This window comes from Pseudonocardia terrae (assembly GCF_021343995.1).
Lineage (GTDB): Bacteria > Actinomycetota > Actinomycetes > Mycobacteriales > Pseudonocardiaceae > Pseudonocardia > Pseudonocardia terrae.
In genome coordinates this window covers 1-22,063 of the sequence record NZ_JAJTTE010000013.1, presented here as the reverse complement: position 1 = coordinate 22,063, position 22,063 = coordinate 1, and the positions used below count along the sequence as shown (strand labels likewise).

Genomic DNA, 22,063 nt, shown 5'->3' with positions numbered 1-22,063 from the left:
GCGGGTACCCCCTTCCGTGTGACGGGTGACCCCCGGTCGCGCCCGTACGGTGGCGATCTGGTCACGAGCAGCGGCGAGCGAGAGACATGAGCGTGCGAGCGGCAGAGGATCTGGCGTCCGGCGACCACGCCTGCGCCGTGCCGGTCAGCGACGAGCAGCTCTGGGAGCTCACCGCTCGGTTCCTCTCCGGCGGGCTGCGCCGCAACGAGAAGGTCGTCTACTTCGACGACGGCACCTCCGAGCAGGTACTGGAGCGGCTGACCGAGGACCGGATGCCGGTCGCCGCCACGCTCCGCAGCGGCCAGCTGCAGGTCGTGCCCGCCGACGTCACGCGCGGCGCCTTCCGCTCCCCCGTCGCCGACGTCCGCGCGCTGCTCCATTCCTATGTGGACGGTTCGGTCGCCCAGGGCTGGTCGGGCTTCCGGATGACCGGGCAGCTGAGCTACGGCGCCGACGCCCCCGCGGGCATCCCGATGACGGCCTACGACGCCGCGCTCGACGACGTCGTCCGCGAGCGCCGGTTCACCGCGCTGTGCCTCTACGACCACGGGCACTACAGCCAGGACCAGATCGAACGGATGCGCGCGGCGCACCGCGAGGAGCTCAGCGCCCCGGCCGCCTACGACGACGGGCTGCTGCGGATCACCCACACCGGCGTCACGGCGGTGCGCCTGGCCGGCGAGGCCGACCACAGCAACCGCCCGGTGATCCACAAGCTGATCACCGACACGCTCGACCGGGCGCTGCGGTCGGCCGACGCGCCCACGGACATCGAGCTCAACCTGGCATCGCTGCGATTCCTCGACGTCGCCGGGGCGGTCGCCCTGGTGCACGCGGCCGAGGAGTTCCCGAGCAGCCACCGCCTGGTGCTCGGCGACGTCCGGCCCGCCGTCCAGCGGGTGCTCGACCGCTGCGGGGCACCCTTCGCGACACAGCTCGTGGTCCGCGAGGCCCGGCAGCCCCCGGGCCGGCTGCCCGAGGTGGCGGACGAGCCGCACGGCCCCCGCGAGCGGCGCCTCGCCGAGGCGGGCCCGGCCGACGCCGAGCCGGAGGTGAGAAGGCCGGGGACGACAGGGCCGGACGAGGCAGGACCGGACGCGGTGCGCGAGCGCCCCTGGGCCGGGGTCACCGACGACGATCCCCACCGCGAGCCGGCCGCCGAGGGGGCAGCCGGATGAAGGTCGAGTCCCGTGTCCCCGCGCACACCCGGTTGCGGCACGTCGTGGAGTTCCACGACGGGCCCGCGGACCAGCTCGCCCGCGCCGTCGCCTTCGCCCGGGCCACGGTGCGCCGGGGCGAGCAGCTGGCCGTGGCGGTCCCTCCCCTCGTCGAGAAGGCGGTGTTCGACGCGGTGGGGCACGCCGGCGTCGTCGCGCTGACCTCGCCGTACGGGGCGTCCGGTGGTTCCGGGCAGACCACGGGCGCCACCTGGGCACGCGAGCTGCGCTCGCTCGTGCAGAGCGACGCCGGCGTCACGATGCTGTGCGGGCACGACCCGGCGCACGACGGCGTCGACGGCGGCTACTGGACCGAGCTCGACGCCGCGCTCAACGTCTCGCTGGCGGACCTGCCCGTGGAGCTCGTCTGCCTCTACCCCGTGTGGCCGCTGCACCTGGAGGTGCTCGAGGGCGCCCGCGTCAACCACCCGTACGTGCTCGCCGGCGGCACGCTGACGGAGAACCCGGAGCACCGCTGCCCGCTGGAGGTCCTGCGCGGCCGCGAGCGGGCGGCGCCGCTGGTCCTGGGCCCGCCGGACGTCACCTACCGGTACAACTCCTGGCAGCTGCACGAGGTCCGCCGGCTGGTCGCGCGGCTCGCGCCGGCGCTCGGCTTCGACGCGGTGCGGTCCGAGGACCTGGTGCTCGCCGTGAACGAGATCGCCACGAACGCCGTCGAGCACGGGGCGCCGCAGGCGGAGATCCAGCTGTGGGCCACCGCGGGCGGACTGGTCTGCGAGGTGCACGACACCGGCGACCTCGACGAACCCCTGCCCGGCCTCACCGCGCCGCACCCGGCGGAACCCCGCGGGCGCGGGGTGTGGATCGCGCGCCAGCTCTGCGACCTGCTGCACGTCTGGCAGGATCCGGCCGGGACCCACGTCCGCCTGCACGCGACCCCCTGATCGGGTGCGTCGGGGGCCGCCGCACCCGGTTCCGGGGGCTGCGTTAAGATCGCTCCGGGGCGTCACCTCTACGGCTGTACCTGCGGTTTGTCAATTGTGTACGTACAGATCGTCACTGTGACGAAACAACCTCTTGGCAATCCGGGTCGTCGGGAGAACACTGTTCGGCGGCACGGAGCCCACGAGGCGTGCCCACGGGTCACCAGTCGAGTACCACCACAGTCGGGATAACCATGTCTGACGGTCACCGCCGATCCCTCTCCGAGTGTCCGGGCCACCGCATCACGGTGCTCGGTTCCTTCGGTCTCACCTCGGACGGCACCACAGTGCCGCTGAGCGTGGACTCCCGCCGCGTCGTCGCGTACCTGGCCGTGCACCGCCGGCCGCAGCCGCGCGCCGGCCTCGCCGCCGACCTCTGGCCGGGTGTGCCCGCCGAGTCCGCGCACCGGTTGCTCGCCGAGGCGGTGAGCGGCATCGACGTACCGGGCCTGCTCGTCGGGGACCCGACCGACGAGAACGCCCCCGTGGCCCTGGCCGACGAGGTCGAGGTCGACCTGTCCGACGCGATGCTCCTGGTCCGCGCCTTCTCCGGCGGCGGCCGCCTCACCGAGCGTCCCGCGGTCGACCTGCTCGCCGAGGACATCCTGCCTGCCTGGACCTCCCCGTGGATCGCCGTCGAGCGTGAACGCTTCCGCCAGCTCCGGCTCGCCGCGCTGGAGGAGGTCTCCCTCAAGCTCACCGCGGCCGGCCTGTTCGCCGACGCCGTGGAGATCGCCGAGATCGCCGTGGCCGCCGCCCCCAGCCGGGAGAGCGCGCGCCGGGCCCTCATCGAGGCGCTGCTGGCGAAGGGCGACGTCGTCGAGGCGGTCGCCCAGTACGACGCGTTCCAGGAGCTGCTGCGCACCAGTCTCGGCCCGGAGAGCGCCGGCCTCGAGGGCCTGTTCCCGTTCGCGGGCGCCTGGCCGATGCGGCCCGGGATGGGCGGGTTCCGCCGCCCCGTGCAGCGCTCCGCGGTGGTCCTGCCCGGACTCCGGGCCGCGCGTCCGGCCTCGCCCGGCGCCCCGCGCCGGCTGGTCTCCGGCGGTTCGGTGCCCGGCCGCTGAGCCCCGCCGTCCCGACTGCTCCGGAACCCCGGTCGCCCCGCGGCCGGGGTTCCGGCGTTCTCGGGTCCCGGTGGTCCGGGCCGGCCCGGGTCAGTCCGGGATCGCCAGCTCCAGGCACACCTCGGTGCCCCGGCCGGTGGCCATCACGTCGAGGCGCGCGGCGAGCGCCCGGATCATCGGCAGTCCCCGGCCGCGGTCCCGGCCGGTGTCGGCGGAGGTCGGCCACCAACGGCCCTGGTCGGAGATCCGCGCGGCGATCACGCTGCCGGAGCGGCGCCGGCGCAGCTGCACGTCGACCTCGACCGGACCGGGCGGCCTGCCGCGGTAGGCGTGGTCGACGGCGTTCGCCGCGGCCTCCCCGACCGCGAGCAGCAGGTCGACGAGGACGTCGGCGGACAGACCGGCGCACCGGCCCCACCGGGAGACGGCGCTGCGGATGCCGGACAGCTCGTCGGCGACGGCCGTGCGGACGATGCGCAGCTCGTCCGGTACCGCGCGGACCGGCCGCCGGCCGACCGGCGCCGCTGCGGCCGGTGCGGTCGGTGCAGCGGTCGGTGCGGCCGGGACGCCGCGCTGCGGGCCGTGCACGTTCACGAGCGGAGTGCCCCCGGGGAGATCGACGGTGTGGCGCACCGGGTCCGGTCGCCGTGCCTGGTATCCCCCGAGGACGCTCCCGGCAAACAGGGACACGCGCCGGGTGGCCGGACCGGGGTCAGCCGTGGAAGCGGGGCGCCCGCTTCTCCCCGAACGCGGTGAGGCCCTCGGCGCCCTCCGGCCCCGCGGCGCTGGCCGAGATCGACGCGGCCTCCGCGTCGAGGTGGGTCCGCAGGTCGTGGTCGAAGGTCCCGGCGAGGAGCCGCTTGATCCGGCCGAGTGCGGCCGTGGGGCCCTGGGCCAGGCGGTACGCGGTGGCCTCGGCCTCGGCGGCCAGTTCGGTGTCGTCGACCAGCACGGACGCGACGCCCAGCGACAGCATGTCCTCGGCCGAGAGCGCCTGGTCGGTCAGCAGGATGTGCCGGGCGCGGCCGAGCCCGACGATCCGCGGCAGCGTCCAGCTCATGCCGCCGTCGGGCGAGAACCCGATCGCCGGATAGGCGGGCCGGATCCGCGTGGAGGTGCCGACGACGACCACGTCCGTCGCGAGCACCAGGCTCATCCCCGCGCCGGCGGCCCAGCCCTGCACGCCGGCCACGGTCGGGACGGCGCAGCGGACGTACGCCTCGAGCATCTCGTGGAAGAGGTCGGCGACCTCGCGGACGAACGCGCCGCGGTCCTCCGCGGCCGCGAACGACCGCACGTCGCCGCCCGCGCAGAAGTTGCCGCCGTCGTGGGCGAGCTGCACGGCACCGATGCCCCGCTCGGCCGCCTCCTCGGCGGTGCCGAGCCCGCGCAGCGCCTCGGCGACCTCGGCCATCGCCGGGCCGTCGAGCGCGCCCGCCTTGCCGGCCGTCACCCGGCAGCGCAGCACCCGTCCGTCCTGCGCCACCACCGGGCTCCCGCTCGCACCGCTCATCCCACCGCTCCTCACCCGGGGCGTGTCCCCGTCGACGGGGCAGACTAACGGTCAGCGCTGACCGGAGGGAACGATCGTCCCGGGTGAGGCGGCCGACACCGACCTCAGGCGAGCGCGCGCAGCTTCGGGACGACGTCCTCGGCGAACTGGGTGAGGAACCGCTCCTGGTCGTGGCCCGGGCCGTGGACGACGAGGTGGTTGAGCCCGGCGTCGAGGTACGGCTTGATCTGCGCGACCGCCTCGTCCGGGTCGCTCGCCACGATCCAGCGCTTGGCGACCTGCTCGATCGGCAGCTCGTCGGCGAGGCGCTCCATCTCCTCCGCCGAGTCCACCGTGTGCTTCTGCTCGGCGGTCAGCGACAGCGGCGCCCAGAAGCGGGTGTTCTCCAGCGCGGCGTCGGCGTCGCGGTCGTAGGAGAGCTTGATCTCGATCGTCCGGTCGATGTCGTCGAAGGACCGCGACTCCTTCTCCGCGCCCTCCTTGACCGCCGGGATCAGCTTCTCGGTGTAGAGGTCCATGCCCTTGCCCGAGGTGCAGATGAAGCCCTCGCCGGACCGGCCCGCGTAGCGCGCCACCACCGGGCCGCCGGCGGCGATGTAGACCGGCACCGGCTTCTCGGGCCGGTCGTAGATCTTCGCGTTGACGAGCGTGTAGTAGTCGCCCTCGAAGTTCACGTTGTCCTCGGTCCACAGCGCGCGCATCAGCCGCACGGCCTCGCGCAGCCGGGCGAAGCGCTCCTTGAACTCCGGCCACTCCCTACCCGACACCGCGATCTCGTTGAGCGCCTCGCCGGTGCCCGCGCCGAGGATGATCCGGTTGTCGTAGAGCAGCGCCATGGTGGCGAACGTCTGCGCCATCACCGCCGGGTTGTAGCGGAACGTCGGCGTGGTCACGCTCGTGCCGATCTGCACCCGCCGGGTGCGCTCACCCACCGCCGCCATCCAGGTCAGCGCCGACGGGGCGTGGCCGCCCTCGTGCCGCCACGGCAGGAAGTGGTCCGACACCCACACGCTGTCCAGGCCCACCTCCTCGGCCCGCACGGCGTACTCCACCAGGTCACGGGGCCCGAACTGCTCCGCCGAGGCCTTGTAACCGATCTTCAGGTCCACGCTGGTCCTTCCGCTGGGGTCACCCCTCCTGCGCACAGGTCTACTACACCGGGCGACCGCCGACACCCGGGCCACATGACCTCGACCGCGGTGCAGGTCGCACGGTCGGGTGGTGATCGACACAGGGACCCGGCGCGGACCTCTATGCCCACCTGCAGCGGCTGCCGATCGCCTTCCACGACCGCTGGCCCTCCGGCCAGCTGCTGTCGCGCGCGGTGCAGGACCTCTCCACGATCCGCCGGTTCCTGGCGTTCGCCGGGGTGTTCCTCGTGGTCAACACGATCACCGCGCTCGTCGGCATCGCGATCCTCGGCGCGCTGTCCTGGCTGCTCGGGGTGGCGGTACTGGTCGTCGCGGTGCCGCTGGTGGCCCTGACCCTGCGGCTCGAGCGTCGCTACTCCGTGGTCGCGCGGCTGGCGCAGGACCAGGACGGCGACCTCGCGACGGTGGTCGAGGAGTCCGCGCTCGGCGTCCGGGTCCTGCGCGCGCTCGGCCGGGGCCGCCAGATCACGGAGCGGTTCGTCGCCGGCGCCCGCGGCCTGCGCCGCACGGAGCTGCGCAAGGTGCGGCTGCAGGCCGCGCTGTGGTGCGTGCTCGTGCTGCTGCCCGAAGCCGCGATCGCGATCATCCTGGCGATCAGCGCGTGGGGTGTGGCGACGGGCGCGCTGACCGTCGGCACGCTGGTCGCCGCCGTGACGATCATGACGTACCTGTACTGGCCGATCGCCTCGCTCGGGTGGCTGCTCACCGAGGCCGGGAACGCCGCGGCCGCGACCCGCCGGTACTGGGAGGTCCGCGACGTCGCCCCGGCGATCGTGGATCCGCCGGACCCCGTCGCCCTCGGCCCCGTGTGCGGCCGGGTCGAGTTCCGCGCCGTCCGGTTCCGGCACGAGGGGGCCGAGGCCGAGGTGCTGCGCGGCGTCGACCTCGTCGTCGAGCCCGGCGAGACGATGGCCCTGGTCGGCGCCACCGGCTCGGGCAAGACCGTGCTGACCTCGCTGGTCGGCCGGCTGGCCGACGTGACCGGCGGGGCGGTGCTGCTCGACGGCGTCGACGTCCGGCGGCTGCGGCTCGCGGACCTCCGCACGGCAGTCGCCACCGCCTTCGAGGACCCGGTGCTGATCTCGGCGAGCGTGCGCGAGAACGTGGCCCTCGGCCTGCCCGACGCGAGCGACGACGACGTGTGGGAGGCCCTGCGGGTCGCGGGCGCCGCCGGGTTCGTCGAGGCGCTGCCCCGGGGTCTGGCGACGCGGATCGGCGAGCGGGGGCTGTCCCTGTCCGGCGGGCAGCGCCAGCGCCTCGCCCTGGCCCGCGCAGTCCTCGGCCGGCCGCCGGTCCTGGTGCTCGACGACCCCCTCTCCGCCCTCGACGTGCACACCGAGGCCGAGGTGGAGGCCGCGCTGCGCAGCGTGCTCGGCGGGGTGACGGCGCTGGTGGTGGCCCATCGCCCGTCGACCCTGCAGCTGGCCGACCGGGTCGCGCTGCTGGAGGGCGGCCGGGTGACCGCGGTCGGCACGCACCGCGAGCTGCTGGCCGCCAACGCGGTCTACCGGGACCTGCTGAGCAGTCCCGACGCGGAACGGGTGGGAGCGGCATGAGCACCGTGACGACGGACGTCGACCTGGACTGGCGCGGCGTCGGCGACGAGAGCGAGGAGATCACCCGGGCCGCCGGGCTGCGGCTGGCCCGCAGCGCCCGCCGCCTGGTCGCCGACCTGCTGCGGCCCCATCGGCTCGCCGTGGCGCTCGCCCTGCTGATCCTGGTCGTCGAGAACGCGGTGATGCTGACCGGGCCGTTGCTCGTCGCGCTGGCCGTGGACACCGGCGTCCCCGCCGCGCTCGACGGCCACCCGGGCCCGCTGGCCTGGTCCGTCGCCGGGTACGCGGCGTGCGGGCTGGCCTCGGCAGGGCTGCGGGCGGCGTTCCTGCTGCTCTCTGGCCGGCTCGGCCAGGACGTGCTGCTGGAACTGCGGCGGCGAGTGTTCCGGCACGTGCAGCGACTCGCCCTCGAATGGCACGAGTCGTACACCTCGGGCCGGCTGATCTCCCGCCTGACGAGCGACCTGGAGTCGATCGACGACCTGCTGCAGCAGGGGCTCGACGGCCTGCTCGGCGCGCTGCTCTCGCTGGCCGGGATCACCGTACTGCTCCTGCTGATCGACCCGGTGCTCGCGGGCGTGGTGCTCGCCGGGTTCGTGCCGCTGGCCCTGCTGACCCGCTGGTTCCAGCGCCGCTCGCGGGCGAGCTACCGGCTCACCCGCATCTGGGTGGCGCGGGTGATCGTCCAGTTCGTCGAGTCCATGAACGGCATCCGCGCGGTGCAGGCCTACCGCCGCGAGGCCCGCAACCAGTCGATCATGGCGCAGCTCAACCACCGCTACCGGGACGCCAACGCCGACGCCCTGCTCACACTCTCCTGGTTCGTGGCCTGCGTGCGGGCCGTCGGCAACCTGACCCTCGCGCTCGTGCTGCTGCTCGGCGCGCTGCGGGTCACCTCGGGGGCGCTGGAGCTGGGTGCGCTGACCGCGTTCCTGCTCTACCTGCGGCGCTTCTACGACCCGCTCGACCAGCTGGCCCAGTTCATGAACGCCTACCAGTCGGCGGCCGCGGCGCTGGAGAAGCTGGCGTCGGTGCTGGAGACGCCGATCGGCGTCCCGGAGCCGGCCCACCCGCGTGCGCTACCCGCCCGGTGCGGGGCGAGCTGACCTTCGACCGGGTCACCTTCGCCTACCCGCGGGCGCCCGAGCGGATCGTCCTGCCCGAGTTCTCGCTGACCGTGCCGGCCGGGCAGACGATCGCGCTGGTGGGCGAGACCGGGGCCGGAAAGACCACCCTGGCCAAGCTCGCCGCGCGGTTCCACGACCCGCTGACCGGCGCCGTGCTGCTCGACGGCGTGGACCTGCGCGACCTGACCGACGCCGACCTGCGGCGGGCGCTCGTCATGGTCACGCAGGAGCCGTTCCTCTTCTCCGGCTCGGTGGCGGACAACGTCGCCATGGGCCGGCCCGGCGCCTCGCGCACGGAGATCGCCGCGGCGGTCGACGCCGTCGGGGCGGACTTCGTGCACGATCTGCCCGAGGGCCTCGACACGGACGTGCGCAAGCGTGGCGGCCGGCTCTCGGCCGGGCAGCGGCAGCTGGTCTCGCTGGCCCGGGTGGTGCTGGCCGACCCGGGGGTGGTGCTGCTCGACGAGGCCACCTCCAGCCTCGACATCCCTTCGGAGCGGGCGGTGCAGGCGGCCCTCGAGACGGTCCTGGCGGACCGCACGGCACTGTCATCGCCCACCGGCTCTCGACCGTCGCGATCGCCGACCGGGTGCTGGTGATGGGCGGGGGCCGGATCGTCCAGGACGGCACCCCCGCCGAGCTCCTGGAGTCGGGCGGGGACTTCGCCGACCTCCACGCGGCCTGGCAGGAGAGCCTCCGCTGACGCCGCGTTATGGAACCATAACGCGTTCGGGAGCCGCCCGAATTCGCGTTATGGTTCCGTTCCATACGCGCTCCGGAGCTGTCGAAATTCGCGTTGTGGCTCCATAGTGCGCGCTCAGCGGACGAAGGCGGAGTGGCCCGTGATCGCCCGTCCGACGACGAGGGTGTTGATCTCGCGGGTGCCCTCGAAGGAGTAGAGGGCCTCGGCGTCGGCGAAGAACTTGGCCACGCCGTAGTCGAGCACCACGCCGTTGCCGCCCACCACCTGCCGCGCCAGCGCCACGGTCTCGCGCATCGCCGTGGTCGTGTACTCCTTGGCCAGGGCGGCGTGTTCGTCGCGTGCCTCGCCGGCGTCCTGCATCTCGGCGAGCCGCACGCACATGCCCAGTGACGCGGTGATGTTGCCCAGCATCCGCACCAGCAAGTCCTGCACCAGCTGGAACCCGGCGATCGGGCGGCCGAACTGCTCGCGCTCCTTGCTGTAGGCGAGCGCGGCCTCGTACGCGCCGATCATCGTGCCGGTGGCGCCCCAGGCCACACCGCCGCGCGTGCGGCGCAGCACGCCGTTGGTGTCCTTGAACGAGTTCGCGCGCTGGAGCCGGTCCTCCTCGGGGACCCGGCAGTCGGTCAGCACGATGTCGGCGTTCTGCACGGTGCGCAGGGCGATCTTGTTCTCGATCTTCGTCGCGTCCATGCCCGGGTTTTCCTGGTGCACGACGAAGCCCTTCACCGCGCCGTCGGCCTCGTCCCGGGCCCAGACGACGACGAGATCGGCGAAGGTGGCGTTGCCGATCCAGCGCTTCTCGCCGTTGAGGACCCAGGTGTCGCCTTCCCGGCGGGCGGTCGTCTCCAGGCCCTGCGCGACGTCCGACCCGCCGTGCGGCTCGGTGAGGCCGAAGGCACCGATCTGCTCCATGCGTGCCATCGCGGGGAGCCAGCGCTCGCGCTGCTCGTCGGAGCCGCAGAGGTCGATGCTGCCCATCGCCAGGCCGTTGTGGATGCCGAAGAAGCTGTTCAGCGAGGCGTCGGTGTGCGCCAGCTCGAGCGAGACGAACCCGATCAGCAGCCGGCGCGCGGCGGGGCCGTCGAGCCCGTCGTAGGGCAGCGCGGCGATGTCGAGGTCCGCGAACTTCGCGACGATGTCCTGCGGGAACTCGGCCCGGCTCCAGGCGTCCTGGGCGATCGGGGCGATCTCGGTCCGGCAGAACTCGCGGACGCGCCCGATGATCTTCTGCTCGTCGTCGGTGAGCAGGGAGCCGTAGCCGAAGAAGTCACCGGTGAGGAGGTCGGCGCCGCGCGGATCGCTCATGTCCCGACTCTGGCACGGTGCGCCGGCTCCCGCTCGTCGTCGCGGCCGGGTCGCGTGCCGGTCCCGGACCGTCGGTGCCGGCCTTTACGATCGCGCCGTGACCGCTCCCCCCGCCCCCGCGCTCGAGGTGCTCCACCGCGTCTTCGGCTACGAGGCGTTCCGGGGGCCGCAGCAGGAGGTCGTCGAGCACGTCTGCGCGGGGGGCGACGCGCTGGTCCTGATGCCCACCGGCGGCGGCAAGTCGCTCTGCTACCAGGTCCCGGCGCTGGTCCGGCCGGGCACCGGCGTGGTGATCTCGCCGTTGATCGCCCTCATGCAGGACCAGGTCGACGCCTTGCGCACCCTGGGCGTCAGGGCCGGGTTCCTCAACTCCACGCAGGGGCCGCAGGAGCGCCGCGACACCGAGCAGGCCCTGCTCGCCGGCGAGCTCGACCTGCTCTACCTCGCCCCCGAGCGGCTGCGCGTCGGCTCGACGGTCGACCTGCTGGACCGGCTCGAGGGCCAGGGCGGGGTCGCGCTGTTCGCGATCGACGAGGCGCACTGCGTGGCGCAGTGGGGCCACGACTTCCGGCCGGACTACCTCATGCTCTCCGAGCTGCACCGGCGCTGGCCCGCCGTGCCGCGGATCGCGCTCACCGCCACGGCCACCGAGCACACCCGCGCGGAGATCGCCGAACGGCTCGACCTCACCGGGGCCAAGCAGGTCGTCGCGAGCTTCGACCGGCCCAACATCCAGTACCGGATCGTGCCGAAGGCCGAACCGCGCCGGCAGCTGCTCGATCTCCTCCGCACCGAGCACGCCGGCGACTCCGGGATCGTCTACTGCCTGTCCCGCAAGTCGGTGGAGCAGACCGCGGAGTTCCTTGCGGCACAGGGCATCCCGGCGCTGCCCTACCACGCGGGGCTCGACGCCGAGGTCCGCCGCGAGCACCAGGCCCGGTTCCTCCGCGAGGAGGGCCTGGTCATGTGCGCGACCATCGCGTTCGGGATGGGCATCGACAAGCCGGACGTCCGGTTCGTCGCCCATCTCGACCTGCCCAAGTCCGTCGAGGGCTACTACCAGGAGACCGGCCGCGCGGGCCGCGACGGGCTGCCCTCCACGGCCTGGCTCGCCTACGGGCTGGCCGACGTCGTCCAGCAGCGCAAGATGATCGACGACTCCGAGGGCGACCAGGCGCACAAGCGCCGGCTGGCCCAGCACCTCGACGCGATGCTCGCGCTGTGCGAGACCGTCGAGTGCCGGCGGGTGCAGCTGCTGGCCTACTTCTCGGAGAAGGCCGAGCCGTGCGGCAACTGCGACACCTGCCTCACCCCGGCCGAGTCGTGGGACGGCACGGTGCCGGCCCAGAAGCTGCTGTCCACGGTGTGGCGGCTCAAGCGGGAGCGGAACCAGAGCTTCGGGGCCGGGCAGGTCGTCGACATCCTCGTCGGCAAGCGCACGGCGAAGGTCGAGCAGTCCCGGCACGACCGGCTGTCCACCTTCGGCATCGGCACCGAGCTGTCCGAGCAGGAGTGGCGCGGCGTCGTCCGGCAGCTGCTGGCGCGCGGGCTGGTCGAGGTGGGCGGGGCCTACAACACACTGCAGCTCACGGAGGGCAGCTCCGCGGTGCTCAAGGGCGACCGCCAGGTCATGCTGCGCAAGGACCCCGAGCGCACGCGGACCCGGCGTTCCTCCCGGTCGACGGCTCCCGCGGCGGACCTCCCGGCCGGCGCGGCCCCGGTGTTCGAGCGGCTCCGGGCCTGGCGTGCCGCCACCGCCAAGGAACAGGGCGTCCCCGCCTACGTGATCTTCCACGACGCCACGCTGCGCGCGATCGCCACGCTCGCCCCCTCCTCCCCCACAGCCCTCGGCACGGTCAGCGGGGTGGGCGAGAACAAGCTCGCGAAGTACGGGGCCGGCGTACTGGCGGCGGTCGCGGGCGACGACGGGGGCCCCGCGGCTGCCTCTGCCGGCTCCGCTCCCCCGGCGGCGAACCCGGCCGAGGAGGAGTGGCCGTCGGAGGAGCCGCCGGAACCCGACTATCCGGCCGACGACCCCTGGGGCGCCTGAGGATGCGCGTCACCCCGTCGGCCCCTCGGTTCGCCCCGTCGAACGCTCGATAATCGCGGGCGGACCCGTCGTCGAGGACCAGGAGGATGCGTGCCGGAACGGACCGGGCTACCCGCACGGATCACGGACCGGCTGCGCCTGCCCGTGATCGCCGCGCCGATGCTGCGGGTCTCCGGCCCGGACCTGGTGGTGGCCGCGTGCGAGGCGGGCGTCGTGGGCGGGTTCCCCACCGCCAACGCCCGCAGCGCCGAGGAGCTCGACCGCTGGCTGGCCGAGATCGGCGCGCGGACCGGACCGGCCGCCGCGCCCTGGGCCCCGAACCTGATCATGCGTTCCCCGCGCCTCGCCGAGGACCTGGCGGTGCTCGTGCGGCACCGGGTCGAGCTGGTGATCGCGAGCGTCGGGTCGCCCGCACCGATCCTCGGGCCCCTCCACGACGTGGGCGCGCTCGTGCTGGCCGACGTCGCCACGCTGCGCCACGCCGAACGGGCCGTCGCGGCCGGGGCGGACGGGCTGGTCCTGCTCACCGCGGGCGCCGGCGGGCAGACCGGCTGGATGAACCCGTTCGCGTTCGTGCGGGCCGTGCGGGGCTTCTTCGACGGCCCGGTCGTGCTCGCCGGCGGTATCGGCGACGGGACCGCACTCGCCGCCGCCCGCACCCTCGGCGCCGACCTCGGCTACCTGGGCACGGCCTTCCTCGCCACGCAGGAGAGCATGGCGGCCCCCGAGTACAAGCGCATGTGCGTCGACAGCACGCTCGACGACGTCGTCCTCACCAGGGCGTTCACCGGTCTGCCCAGCAGCATGCTCGGCCCGGCCATCCGCGCCGCGGGCCTCGATCCGGCCGCGCTCGACGAGACCGTCACCCCGGCCGACGCCGACGCCCTCTACGGCCACGGCGGTCTCGGCCCCCGCCGGTGGACCGAGGTCTGGAGCGCCGGTCACTCCGTCTCCGGGGTCCGAGAGATCCCGACCGCCGGCGAGCTCGTCGATCGGCTGGCTCGCGAGTACGAGGCCGCCGACAGACCGGACCGGGCCGCCGCCCCGTCGTAGACCCCTGTCGCAGGTCGATGTCATCACCGCCCGCGAGGCCCACCGGCGGACTGGCAGGGCCCCAGACGTCCAGCATCGCACCGAGGGAGCACCCATGAGCACGGAGACCAGCAGCCCCGCTTCCCCCACCGGCTCGCCGCCGCTGTGGGCGGGCACGACCGTCGGAACGCTGGTGCTCCGCGCGTTGCGCCGGTACCCGGACCGGGTCGCGTTCGCGTCCGACACCGGGACGCTCACCTACGCCGCCGTCACCGATCTCGTCGGGCGGATCCAGCGGGTGCTGGCCGAGCGCGGGTTCCGCCGGGGCGACCGGATCGGGCTGCTGGCCGGCAACAGTCCCGAGGCCTGGTGTGCGGGCATCGCGATGCAGGCCGCGGGCATGGCCACCTCGTGGCTGCACCCGCTGGGCTCGGTGGAGGACCAGCTGTACCAGCTCGCCGACCTCCGCGCGGCGGCGTGCCTCGTCGACGCCCACCGACACGGGGCCCGCGGCGCGGAGCTGGCCGCGGGCTCCGGCGACGTCCCGGTGCTCGGCCTCGGCCCGTCGGACTTCGGCCCGGACCTGCTCGCCGAGGCGACGACGGGCGGCGCCGCGACCGCGCACGACGTCGCGCGTGTCGGCGACATCGCCCTGGTCAACTACACCGGCGGCACCACGGGCCGGCCCAAGGGCGTGATGCGCCGCCACCCCGCCGTCACGCACATCATGTCGGTCGGCACCCTCACCGACTTCGAGATCCCGTTCGACGCCCGGTACCTCGCCGTCGCGCCGATCACGCACGTCGCCGGCACGAAGGTCGTCCCGGTGCTGCAGCGCGGCGGGACCGTGCACCTGCAGGACGGCTTCGACCCCGGCCGCGTCCTGGAGACGATCGAACGCGAGCGGATCACGATGACCCTCGCCGTCCCGACGATGATCTACGCGCTGCTCGACCACCCCGCCCTCGACCGCACCGACCTGAGCTCGCTGGAGCTGCTGCTCTACGGCGCCTCCCCCATGTCGCCGACGCGGCTCGGGGAGGGCCTGGAGCGGATCGGGCCGGTGTTCTCGCAGCTCTACGGGCAGACCGAGTGCTACCCGATCAGCGTCCTGCGCCGGGCCGAGCACGCCGACCCGACGCTCGAGGGCTCGTGCGGGGTGCCGATCAGCACCGTCGACGTCAGGCTCCTCGACCCGGAGGGCAACCCGGTCGAGCCCGGCGAGCCCGGGGAGATCTGCGTGCGGGGCCCCGGGACGATGGAGGAGTACTGGCGCAAGCCCGACCTCACCGCGCAGGCCTTCGCACACGGCTGGCTGCACACCGGCGACGTCGCCCGTTCCGACGACCGGGGCTACCTCACGATCGTCGACCGCACCAAGGACATGATCATCAGTGGTGGCTTCAACGTGTTCCCGCGCGAGGTGGAGGACGCACTGACCAGCCACGACGCCGTCGCGATGGCCGCGGTGTTCGGGCTGCCGGACGAGAAGTGGGGCGAGGCCGTGACCGCTGCGGTCGTGCTGCGGCCCGGCGCGTCGGTGACCGCCGAGGAGCTCGCCGCGCACGTGCGGGCGCTCAAGGGCGCGGTGCAGACGCCGAAGTCCGTCCACCTGGTCGACGCCCTGCCGACGACGGCCGTCGGCAAGATCGACAAGAAGGCGCTGCGGGCGGGAGTGCGGACCGGCGGGCTCGAGCGGTAACCCCGCCGGGGGCACACCGTCCACCGCGGGGCGTAGCGCCAGGCGGTACGCCGTCCACCGTGGGGCGCGCATCAGCCTCCCGACGCCGCACCACCGGCACCTGCATCCGCACCACCGGCACCCGCACCACCGGCACCCGCACTGCCAGCACCGGCGCCGCCGGCACCCGCATCCGCACCGCCGGCACCTGCACCGCCGGCACTCGCATCCCCACCGCCGGTACCCGAGCGGCCGGCACCCGGACCGTTGCCTCGGCCGCCGGCGACGGCGTCGTCACCACGACCGCAGCGGAGCAGCCCCAGCTCGTGCTCGGCCGCACCGAGTCGCCGGTGCAGGTCGGCGACCTCCTGTGCGTGGTCGGCGGTCCGCCGGTCCACCGCGGCGGTGTGCTCCGCCCGCAGCCGCTGCTGCTCCTCCGAGGCGTCGGCCCGGAGGGTCTCCACCTGGGCGGCGTGCTCCTCGCGTAGCCCGGCCAGCGCGGTGTCCCGCTCGGCGCGGTGGGCGACCGCGGCGTCCCGGGCCCGCTGGCGCTCGGCGTCGAGCTCTGCGCGGTGCGCTTCGGATGCCTCTCGGGCCCGCCCCCGTTCGGCCTCGAGCTCGGTCCGGTGGGCCTCCGCCGCCTCGCGGGCGCGACGCCGTTCGGCCTCGAGCTCGGCGTCGCGGGCGGTGAGCGTGGCCCGGAGTGCGGCGAGCTCGTCGCGCAGCTGCGCGGTCTGTGCCGCGGCCGCCTCGGCCAGCTCCTCGGCCCGCACGGCCCGGTCCTCCAGCGCCACGGACCGGCCCTCCGCCCGCACCTGCTCCCGCTCGGCCGTGGCCGCCGCCTGTTCCGCCCGCGTGCGTGCCCGGTCGGCCTCGGCGCGCAGCTCCACCGCCTCCGCGGCCCGCGCGGTCGCGTCGGCCGCTCCCGCCTCGGCCCGTGCCGCGCGCTCCTCCGCCGCCAGCCGCGCGCCGTGGTCCTCCGCAGCCCTGGCCAGCGCCGCGTCCCGGGCGGCCAGCGCCTCGCGGACCTCGTCGTCGAGCTGCGTGCGCAGCACCGCGACGCCCTCGAGCACCGCAGCCAAGGGGCCGGCCGCGGCGGCGAGCCGGGCCCCGAGGTCGTCGACCGCCGTGACGGCCCCGGCCGTGTCCCCCTCCTCCCGCAGGGACTCGACCGCCACGAACGCCGCCTCGGCGTCCTTGCAGCTCAGTCCCTTCGTCCCCCAGGTCCGGCCGTCCTGGCAGTAGCGCGGCCGGTTGCCCCGCCCGGCGAGCACCGGCAGCGGCTCCCGGCACCGCCGGAACGCGCACCGGCGCGGTTCCCCCGCGGTCGCCCCGGCGCTCTCCGCAGCCGTTTCCGCAGGTCGCAGCGCCGTCGCCACTTCGTCCACCCGGTTCCTCCTGGAATTACGTAGTTCGAATTAGATTATGAGAACTACATGTCTGTAGTTCAGAGGCTACTCGACCCGGGAGAACACCTCTTCTCCCGGGTTGGACGGGGGGTCGATGGCCCGGGCGCACCGAAAAAGTTGTCCGGTCTCAGCGGAAGTGGCCCCGGGGCTGTGTAAGTGGCCCCGCGTCTCCGGTAAGTGGCCCCGGTCTCAGTGGATCTGGCCCCGGCTGCCAAGATCGCCCCGTACTCGAATGGGTGACGGGGCGGGTTGGTGGGGAGCGACGTGCGGGTGCTGCACGGAGGACGGACCGGCCGGGTGGTCGGCTTCGAGGTCGGCTTCCGTGGCGTGGATGGTGAGGCCCGGCTGCCCCTGGATGAAGCTGCTGGGTTGGTGCCGTTCGAGCGGGTCGCGCCGGTGCGGTCGTTCCCGTCGTACCAGGGACAGCGCAACTACCCGGGCTTCTACTACGCGGCCACCCTCGACGCGCACGTGGTGTTCGAGTCCTGGCTCGAGCGCGACACGGCGATGGCGTTGGACTTCGAGCCCGAGGTGGTCGGGTTCGCCGCGCAGCCGTTCTGGCTGACCTGGGCGGGCACCGACCGGGCGCGCTCGCATGCCCCGGACTTCTTCGCCCGCACCGCCGCGGGCACCGGGGTGGTGGTGGACTGCCGCCCCGCGCCGCGGGTGCGGCCACGGGATGCCGAGGCGTTCGCCGCGACCGAGCGGGCCTGCGCCGAGGTCGGCTGGCAGTACCGGCTGGTCACCGGGCATGACCCGGTCTGGCTGACCAACCTGCGGTGGCTGGCCGGCTACCGGCATCGACGGTGCTACCGGGATCTGCTGGTCGCGCCGCTGCTGGACGTCTTCGCCACGGCTCGCCCGCTGGTGGAGGGCGCGGCGCGCGTCGGGGACCCGATCGCGGTGCTGCCGACGCTGTTCCATCTGCTGTGGTCAGGTCGGCTGGCCACGGACATGACGGCACGGCTGGAGTCGACCTCACTGGTGGCGGTGCCGCGGGTGACGGGGGTGAGCGGGTGAGGCGGCTGCTCAGTGTCGGGGACCGCGTGTTGTTCGACGAGGTCGAGCACCAGGTCGTCGCCCTCACCGGCCCACGGGTCCGGTTGGTCGCCGAGGACGGGACACCCAGCGTGGTGTTGCTAACCCACCTGGTCGGTTCCGAGGGGTTCATGATCCTCGACGCAGCCGGGTCGGCTCCCAACGCGGGGACACGGACGCTCGCCGACCTCCTGCTCGATGACATGCCCAGTGAGGTCGCGGCGCGGGCGCGGGAATGGGAACGCCATGTGGTGGAGGTCGAGACCGGCCTACCACCGGGCGCGGAACCCGGCACCCGGCCTCGCCCAGAGTTTGACCCGCAGCTGCGCACCGTCCGACAACGTGAAGCCGCCAAAGCAGCCGAGCTGAGCCTCACAGGTGACCCGATCAGCAGCAGGACCGTGAAACGGATGCGGGAGCGTTATCGGGCCCAGGGCCTGCGCGGGCTGGTCGACGGTCGCACCCGCCGACCGGTGTCTCGGCACGGCCGCACCGACGAACGCGTGATTGCCGCGCTGCGGGAAGCGCTGGGGGCGGAGACGTCGCGGTCGACTGGCACCGCGGAGCGGCTGCATCGGCGGGTGGAGGCGATCCTGGCCGAGCGGCACGGGGCGGGTGAGGTGACGATGCCGTCCCGGACGACGTTCTATCGGCTGGTCAACAGCCTCTCGGCGGGCAAACACACTCTGGGGGCGGCCACGACCCGCCGGTCGGCGGCGAACCGGCCCGAGGGCCCGTTCACCGCGACCTGGGCGGCCAGGCCGGGCCAGCAGGTGCAGATCGATTCCACCCCGCTGGACGTGATGGCGGTCTTCGACGACGGCCACGCGCGGCGGGTCGAGCTGACCGCGGCCGTCGATGTCGCCACCCGCACCCTCTGCGCGGTCATCCTCACCCCGACCAGCACCAAGGCGGTGGATGCGTCGCTGCTGCTGGCGCGGATGCTGGTCCCGGAGCCGATGCGGCCCGGCTGGGCCGAGACCATGGCGATGTCGCGGTCGCTGCTGCCGCACCGGCGCCTGGCCGACATCGACGCCCGCATGGAACACGCCGCGGCCAAGCCGGTCATCGTCCCTGAGTCGATCACCGTCGACCGCGGCGCGATCTATGAGTCGGCGACGTTCCGACGCTCGTGTGAGCTGCTGGGGATCTCGCTGCAGCCGGCCCGACCGGACACCCCGACCGACAAGGGGATCATCGAGCGCACCCTGCAGTCGGTGAACACGCTGTTTTGTCAGCACGTCGCCGGCTACACCGGCCGCGCGGCCTCGCACCGCGGCCGCGACGTCGAGGCCGAGGCGTGCTGGTCGCTGGCGCAGCTGCAGGAGCTGCTCGAGGAGTGGGTGATCGCGGGCTGGCAGACCCGCCCGCACAGCGAGCTCACCGGCCCCGACACCGGCCGCCCGCTCTCGCCGAACGAGATGTTCGCGGTGCTGGTCGCCGCGGCCGGTTACGTCCCGGTGATGCTCACCGGCACCGATTACATCGAGCTGCTGCCCGCGACCTGGCGCACGATCAACGACTACGGCGTCCGGATCGAGCGGCGCACCTACGACGCCCAAGCCCTCAACCCGCTGCGCCGCCAGCACTCCGGAGTCCACGCCCAGAACGGGAAGTGGGAGATCCGCTACGACCCCTACGACCTGTCCCAGGTCTGGATACGCAACCACCACGACCTGCACGCCAGCCGAGCCGAGGATGACAAGCAGCGGGGTGAGTTCATCCGGGCGGTCTGGACGCACCTGCCGATGGTGTCCGCCCCGTTCGCGGACTTCACCTGGCGCCACGCCCGCCGGCGCGCCGCCGCTGACCCCACCATCGGACGGGTCGACGAGACCGCCATCGCCCGCACCCTCGACGAGCTACTCACCCGAGCCGGCCAAGGCCCCACAGAGGCCCCAGCGGACGCCGATGATCGACGAGTGGCGGCACGGACCCGCGCCGCAGCCGAAGCACGTCCGCCGGTCCCGCTGGCGGAGACAGCTGACGACGGTCTCGACGACGACCCTGACGACGAGCAGACTCTCGAGCTCACCGACGGGCACGAGGACAACGTCAAGGACGAGGAGCTGGCCACCGTGATCCCGTTTGGGGTGTTCGACGCGCACGCCGAGGCCCGGCGATGGCCGTGACCCCTCCCGCGACGAGCTGGCACGCCACGGGGTCGGTGTCTGCGGATGAGCCGCTGACCACCAAGGAGGGCTGGGCGCGCTGGGCGAACCACACCAGCAGCCCACCCGAGCTGGATCCTGGCTGGAGGGCGCTGCCTGCGGCCGCTCGGGCGGCCTACGACGACCGCCGCCTCGACTATCACAGCGACCTGATCGTGGTGAACACCCCGACCATCCGCGAGGTGATCACCACCGTCCGGCGGCTGCTGGTGCTCAACCGCCGTCAGATCTCCGCCCGCCGCGGGCTGATCGTCACCGGGGGTGCCGGCACCGGGAAGACCACGGCGATCACACAGCTCGGCCGCGCGCACGAACTCGGGGTCGCGCTGCGCCACCCCGGTCCTGGGCAGCGGATCCCGGTCACCTACATCACCGTCCCGCCCGCAGCGACCCCACGGATGGTCGCGGTCGAGTTCGCCCGCTTCCTCGGGCTGCCCCTCACCACCCGGCACAATCTGGCTGACGTCACCAACGCCGTCTGCGCGGTGCTCTGCGACGTCGGCTGCGAGCTGGTCCTGGTCGACGAGATCCACAACCTCAACCTCGCCACCCGCGCCGGCGCCGAGGTCTCTGACCAGCTCAAATACTTCTCCGAACGCATCCCGGCGACCTTCGTCTATGCCGGGATCAACGTCGAACGCGCCAACCTGTTCACCGGCATTCGGGGCCAACAGCTCGCCAGCCGCTTCACCACCGTCGCCACGCGCCCGTTCGCCTACGGCACCCCAGCGCAGCGCGACACCTGGCGCGCTCTGGTCGCCACGCTCGAACAGGCGCTGCGGCTGCACCAGCACCGCCCCGGCACACTGGCCCGGCACGGCGAATACCTCTACCAGCGCACTCACGGCATGATCGGCAGTCTGTCCCACCTCGTCCGCGGGGCCGCGATCGACGCCATCCTCGACGGCACCGAGAAGATCACCAAAGCGCATCTCGAGGCGATCCGGCTCGACCACGCCGCCGAGACCACCCCCGCCGCCGGACCCAAGCAGAAGCGCTCCACGCGGCGTTCCGGCGTTGCCTGAGACAGACGCGCCATGATCCAGACCAGCGGGGGCGGCCCGCTGCGGCCCGGGCCGCTGCGGCGGTTGCCGATCACGCTGGCGCCGGTCCACAACGAGACCCTCGGCTCCTTCCTCCAGCGGTTGGCCACGGTCAACTACCTCAGCCTCGATACCCTCGCCGACGCCGTCGCAGCCACCCGCACGACGGTGTCGGGCACGGTCAGACGCACCTTCAACTGCGACAATCTCGCCTGCGTCACCGGACAGCGCAGCGACAAACTCGTCCGAGCACTCCCCGAACTTCGCCTCGATTCCGATCAGCTCCAACGCCGCCGCACCCTTCGGGCCTGCCCTCGCTGCACCCGTCGTCACTGCGGCGGTCCAGTGACCCTCTGCTCCCCCGCCCACCAGCAGGTCTGCGTCCGGCACAGCCTCTGGCTGGGATCACTGGGCCCCGGCTCCCTCGCCACGCCGCGACCGCGGACCTCATAGACGTCGGCGCGCTCCCCGTGATCCGGGCGGCGCAACGCCGACACCACCGGCTGCTCCGCCGCTACGGCGAGCACGCCACCAGCCACGCCGTCCGCGTCGCCGTCGAGATCTGGAACTACCTGAACGCCCCGCGATTCCTCCGGCCCTACCAATGGCAACGGGCGCACGTCCTGCGCCCCGGCACCGTCGAGGTCTCGCAGCATGAGCCGCTGGCACACGCGGTCTGCTATCCCGAGATCATCACCATCGCCGGCGTCATCGCCTCGCCTCACTGGCAGCCCCAAACCTCGGGAGCAACGCACCCCGCCCACACTGAGATCCACCGACGCCTCGCCACCCTCGCCGAGCAGCACTACGGCTTCTCCCCGCCGAAGCGTCACCCCCTGACCGACTGGTCCGAAAGCCACCGCTACGAACAGCGACTGCGCGGGATTCGACTCCGCCGGACTTCCACAGGGACCACCTACTTTGAGACGCCCGCACAGCCGTGGTCTCAATGAAACTGGCCCCACCCAGGTCACAAGCCGCGCCCGGGACCACTTTCATTGAGCCTGGATCCACCGGTGAAGCGCGCTGATTCGGGCGAGTCGTGACACACGAATG

At 73.5% G+C, this 22,063-nt stretch carries 19 protein-coding genes and 1 pseudogene; 15 read left to right on the top strand and 5 right to left on the bottom strand.

Annotated features, from left to right (window positions below):
• Positions 1-86: 86 nt before the first annotated feature.
• The 3 genes from LWC33_RS10885 (at position 87) to LWC33_RS10875 (ending at position 3,225) form a co-directional block, all read left to right on the top strand.
• Entirely contained in the window at positions 87-1,178 is a 1,092-nt protein-coding gene (locus LWC33_RS10885) for an MEDS domain-containing protein (protein WP_233304170.1), read from the top strand.
• Positions 1,175-2,122, top strand: a complete 948-nt coding sequence (locus LWC33_RS10880) for an ATP-binding protein (RefSeq protein ID WP_233304169.1) — start codon at positions 1,175-1,177, stop codon at positions 2,120-2,122. The genes LWC33_RS10885 and LWC33_RS10880 overlap by 4 nt, the downstream gene beginning before the upstream one ends.
• Before the next feature lie 287 nt (positions 2,123-2,409).
• Positions 2,410-3,225: an AfsR/SARP family transcriptional regulator gene (locus tag LWC33_RS10875; RefSeq protein ID WP_233304168.1), complete on the top strand. Its 816-nt coding sequence runs from the start codon at positions 2,410-2,412 to the stop codon at positions 3,223-3,225.
• A 90-nt stretch (positions 3,226-3,315) separates the two neighbouring features.
• Here LWC33_RS10875 and LWC33_RS10870 read toward each other — a convergent pair whose 3' ends face one another.
• The 3 genes from LWC33_RS10870 to fgd form a co-directional block, all read right to left on the bottom strand.
• Entirely contained in the window at positions 3,316-3,819 is a 504-nt protein-coding gene (locus tag LWC33_RS10870; protein ID WP_233304167.1) for an ATP-binding protein, read from the bottom strand.
• Between the two features lie 118 nt (positions 3,820-3,937).
• The gene (locus LWC33_RS10865; RefSeq protein WP_233304166.1) at positions 3,938-4,738 is read right to left on the bottom strand and encodes an enoyl-CoA hydratase/isomerase family protein; all 801 of its coding nucleotides are present in this window, start codon (positions 4,736-4,738) and stop codon (positions 3,938-3,940) included.
• Positions 4,739-4,842: 104 nt separating this feature from the next.
• Complete coding sequence (gene fgd, locus LWC33_RS10860) at positions 4,843-5,847, bottom strand: glucose-6-phosphate dehydrogenase (coenzyme-F420) (RefSeq protein WP_233304165.1); 1,005 nt, start codon at positions 5,845-5,847, stop codon at positions 4,843-4,845.
• Between the two features lie 149 nt (positions 5,848-5,996).
• Between fgd and LWC33_RS35035 the strand changes: the two are divergent.
• The 4 genes and pseudogenes from LWC33_RS35035 to LWC33_RS10845 form a co-directional block, all read left to right on the top strand.
• Positions 5,997-6,557, top strand: a pseudogene (locus LWC33_RS35035) (ABC transporter transmembrane domain-containing protein); the annotation flags it as partial.
• The gene (locus LWC33_RS35030) at positions 6,549-7,445 is read left to right on the top strand and encodes an ABC transporter ATP-binding protein (protein WP_255691595.1); all 897 of its coding nucleotides are present in this window, start codon (positions 6,549-6,551) and stop codon (positions 7,443-7,445) included. The pseudogene LWC33_RS35035 and the gene LWC33_RS35030, both read left to right, overlap by 9 nt.
• Positions 7,442-8,551 carry an ABC transporter ATP-binding protein gene (locus LWC33_RS10850; protein WP_233304164.1) on the top strand — a complete coding sequence of 370 codons (1,110 nt, stop codon included), beginning with the start codon at positions 7,442-7,444 and terminating at the stop codon, positions 8,549-8,551. The genes LWC33_RS35030 and LWC33_RS10850 overlap by 4 nt, the downstream gene beginning before the upstream one ends.
• Positions 8,536-9,171, top strand: a complete 636-nt coding sequence (locus LWC33_RS10845) for an ATP-binding cassette domain-containing protein (protein ID WP_233304163.1) — start codon at positions 8,536-8,538, stop codon at positions 9,169-9,171. The genes LWC33_RS10850 and LWC33_RS10845 overlap by 16 nt, the downstream gene beginning before the upstream one ends.
• A gap of 218 nt (positions 9,172-9,389) precedes the next feature.
• Here LWC33_RS10845 and LWC33_RS10840 read toward each other — a convergent pair whose 3' ends face one another.
• Positions 9,390-10,583, bottom strand: coding sequence for an acyl-CoA dehydrogenase family protein (locus LWC33_RS10840; protein WP_233304162.1), 1,194 nt, complete (start codon positions 10,581-10,583; stop codon positions 9,390-9,392).
• A 97-nt stretch (positions 10,584-10,680) separates the two neighbouring features.
• Between LWC33_RS10840 and recQ the strand changes: the two genes are divergently transcribed.
• From recQ to LWC33_RS10825, 3 genes are all read left to right on the top strand, one after another.
• Positions 10,681-12,633: a DNA helicase RecQ gene (gene recQ / locus LWC33_RS10835; RefSeq protein WP_233304161.1), complete on the top strand. Its 1,953-nt coding sequence runs from the start codon at positions 10,681-10,683 to the stop codon at positions 12,631-12,633.
• Positions 12,634-12,723: 90 nt separating this feature from the next.
• Complete coding sequence (locus tag LWC33_RS10830) at positions 12,724-13,686, top strand: NAD(P)H-dependent flavin oxidoreductase (protein WP_233304160.1); 963 nt, start codon at positions 12,724-12,726, stop codon at positions 13,684-13,686.
• Positions 13,687-13,780: 94 nt separating this feature from the next.
• Positions 13,781-15,367: an AMP-binding protein gene (locus tag LWC33_RS10825; RefSeq protein ID WP_233304159.1), complete on the top strand. Its 1,587-nt coding sequence runs from the start codon at positions 13,781-13,783 to the stop codon at positions 15,365-15,367.
• A 71-nt stretch (positions 15,368-15,438) separates the two neighbouring features.
• Here the strand turns inward: LWC33_RS10825 and LWC33_RS10820 are convergent, their stop codons facing one another.
• A complete protein-coding gene (locus tag LWC33_RS10820) occupies positions 15,439-16,734 on the bottom strand; it encodes a hypothetical protein (protein ID WP_233304158.1) in 1,296 nt (431 codons plus the stop codon).
• 393 nt (positions 16,735-17,127) lie between these two features.
• Here LWC33_RS10820 and LWC33_RS10815 point away from each other — a divergent pair, with 393 nt between their 5' ends.
• The 5 genes from LWC33_RS10815 to LWC33_RS10795 all read left to right on the top strand — a co-directional run bounded on the left by LWC33_RS10815 (position 17,128) and on the right by LWC33_RS10795 (position 21,960).
• On the top strand, positions 17,128-17,775 hold the full coding sequence (locus LWC33_RS10815) for a TnsA-like heteromeric transposase endonuclease subunit (RefSeq protein ID WP_233304269.1): 648 nt from the start codon (positions 17,128-17,130) through the stop codon (positions 17,773-17,775).
• Positions 17,776-18,203: 428 nt separating this feature from the next.
• Positions 18,204-19,925, top strand: a complete 1,722-nt coding sequence (locus tag LWC33_RS10810) for a TnsB C-terminal domain-containing protein (protein ID WP_233304157.1) — start codon at positions 18,204-18,206, stop codon at positions 19,923-19,925.
• Between the two features lie 35 nt (positions 19,926-19,960).
• Positions 19,961-20,989 carry a TniB family NTP-binding protein gene (locus LWC33_RS10805; RefSeq protein ID WP_233304156.1) on the top strand — a complete coding sequence of 343 codons (1,029 nt, stop codon included), beginning with the start codon at positions 19,961-19,963 and terminating at the stop codon, positions 20,987-20,989.
• 12 nt (positions 20,990-21,001) lie between these two features.
• Positions 21,002-21,460, top strand: coding sequence for a TniQ family protein (locus tag LWC33_RS10800; protein WP_233304155.1), 459 nt, complete (start codon positions 21,002-21,004; stop codon positions 21,458-21,460).
• A 17-nt stretch (positions 21,461-21,477) separates the two neighbouring features.
• On the top strand, positions 21,478-21,960 hold the full coding sequence (locus LWC33_RS10795; RefSeq protein WP_233304154.1) for a hypothetical protein: 483 nt from the start codon (positions 21,478-21,480) through the stop codon (positions 21,958-21,960).
• Positions 21,961-22,063: the final 103 nt, after the last annotated feature.

What these genes read in the sequence shown, in the direction of transcription:
- LWC33_RS10800 (WP_233304155.1), top strand. Translation starts at nt 21,002, where the DNA reads ATGATCCAGACCAGCGGGGGCGGCCCGCTGCGGCCCGGGCCGCTGCGG.
- LWC33_RS10865 (WP_233304166.1), bottom strand. Translation starts at nt 4,738, where the DNA reads ATGAGCGGTGCGAGCGGGAGCCCGGTGGTGGCGCAGGACGGACGGGTG.
- LWC33_RS10850 (WP_233304164.1), top strand. Translation starts at nt 7,442, where the DNA reads ATGAGCACCGTGACGACGGACGTCGACCTGGACTGGCGCGGCGTCGGC.
- LWC33_RS10810 (WP_233304157.1), top strand. Translation starts at nt 18,204, where the DNA reads ATGCGGGAGCGTTATCGGGCCCAGGGCCTGCGCGGGCTGGTCGACGGT.
- LWC33_RS10885 (WP_233304170.1), top strand. Translation starts at nt 87, where the DNA reads ATGAGCGTGCGAGCGGCAGAGGATCTGGCGTCCGGCGACCACGCCTGC.
- LWC33_RS10880 (WP_233304169.1), top strand. Translation starts at nt 1,175, where the DNA reads ATGAAGGTCGAGTCCCGTGTCCCCGCGCACACCCGGTTGCGGCACGTC.
- LWC33_RS10825 (WP_233304159.1), top strand. Translation starts at nt 13,781, where the DNA reads ATGAGCACGGAGACCAGCAGCCCCGCTTCCCCCACCGGCTCGCCGCCG.
- LWC33_RS35030 (WP_255691595.1), top strand. Translation starts at nt 6,549, where the DNA reads ATGACGTACCTGTACTGGCCGATCGCCTCGCTCGGGTGGCTGCTCACC.
- LWC33_RS10840 (WP_233304162.1), bottom strand. Translation starts at nt 10,583, where the DNA reads ATGAGCGATCCGCGCGGCGCCGACCTCCTCACCGGTGACTTCTTCGGC.